The organism is Campylobacter sp. LMG 17559, assembly GCF_024723605.1.
GTDB lineage: Bacteria > Campylobacterota > Campylobacteria > Campylobacterales > Campylobacteraceae > Campylobacter_D.
Map to the genome: position 1 here is coordinate 1 of NZ_JANQCZ010000034.1, position 1573 is coordinate 1573.

A 1573-nucleotide genomic window follows, 5' to 3' on the forward strand; every position below is an offset into this window, starting at 1 on the left:
CGAATGACTTAAAACGATATCTATCAAGGAATTTTTTCTAATATTTTTGAAATAAGTTAATTTATGGATAGAAGTTTTTGTTTTTATTGATTTCCATAGTTTCTGATCAAAATTTTGATCAGAAAATTTTTGAAGAAGATGAGGAACGATATCACTATTATATTCATCGGCGCTTTTACAATCGTATAGAATATTAAAAAGTATTTGAATTATAAAATAATGCCTAATTGTTTTTTCTTTTTTCCAGTATTCAAGTAGAATATCTTTTATCGCGGAAACTTCACTAGAATTCTTTTGTGCAACTAAAAAACTGCTAAGCATATTTACTTGAAATCCTTCATCCCAAGAAAAATAGTTTCTATTAAATAATACCCATTCTATGTAGTCTTCAGGTTTATTTTTTGATCTTGTAAATATGAAAAATTTTTTGCTCAAAATATCTTTGTTTATTGGCGCACTTAAAAATATTGTTGCATCCATCCAAATTCCACCGTACAATGATAAAAGAGCAACTCGAAGAAGATCAGAAAAGAAAGTTGTTGTTTTTTTTCCAAAAAAATCATTTTCAAGTTTGTTGACTACAAAATCTGGAAGATCTATATATTTTTTTATAGTATTTTTATCTAAAATAATAATTTTATATTCCTCTCCCATGTATCTTTTTACAGATTGTGTGCATTTTTTTATAATATCAGGCATTTCATTTTCACCTTGATACCAAAACTGCCATATTATTTTTTCATTTTCAAATATTGCTTTTGGTTCTAAATGATATTGGTTGTTTTTTTCATAGTAGGGTGTAATATAATTTAATTTAAGATAATTTGCTATATAAGGATGTGAATATTTCCATTTTATTTTGGCTTTGATAATTTTTCTTATTCTTTTTACTGGTATAATATTGGCAAAAAAATATAAAATTTTTCCTATAAAGTTCACTATCATCCTTTTTTAAACATAATTAGTTTTGCTTTACGAATTAAAAAATCTCTCTTTAATTTGATAATTTTTCTTTGACAAGTATATTGTATTTTTTTAAATATGTTTTTTTCACTTATTTTCAAAGATTGTGCTTTGTTAATTTTTAAATTATAAATAAAAATTTTACAATGAAATTTGTATTGATTTGAATGCATCGATGAAAACAAGTGAATTTTTTTTATCACATAATTTATGCTTTCAAAATATTTTAAGTTGCGTTCTTTGCTTTGAATATTTGTAGATGAATTGTCATTAGTTAAATCATAATAGTACAAGTTATCATCTAAAGTTTTTATATGTTTTGAAAAAAATAAATAAGCTAAAAAAGTTAAAGCATCTTCCCCCATAATTATTTTTTCTTTTGGTTTTAATGGCAGCTTCTCGAAAATTTTTAAAAATGTTATTTTTTTGTAGACTTTACCCCAAATATACCAATTATAATATGGATATTTTTGCAAGAAAAAATTGAAGAAAAATTCAACACTAAAAGAATTTTTTATAAAAAATTTATCCTTTTTTAATTGATTTGGATTGATAGAAATAAAATTGAAACATAGTAAATCATCGTCATAGTCAAGATTTTTTATACAAA

2 protein-coding genes are annotated in these 1573 nt (G+C 23.1%); both read right to left on the bottom strand.

From position 1 onward, the window contains the following. Positions 1-939, bottom strand: a 939-nt coding sequence (locus CAMP5082_RS08135; RefSeq protein ID WP_257906018.1) for a capsular polysaccharide synthesis protein, incomplete at its 3' end; no start/stop codon positions are given. A gap of 2 nt (positions 940-941) precedes the next feature. Further along, the coding region (locus CAMP5082_RS08140) for a hypothetical protein (RefSeq protein WP_337206421.1) at positions 942-1573 on the bottom strand (632 nt) is incomplete at its 5' end.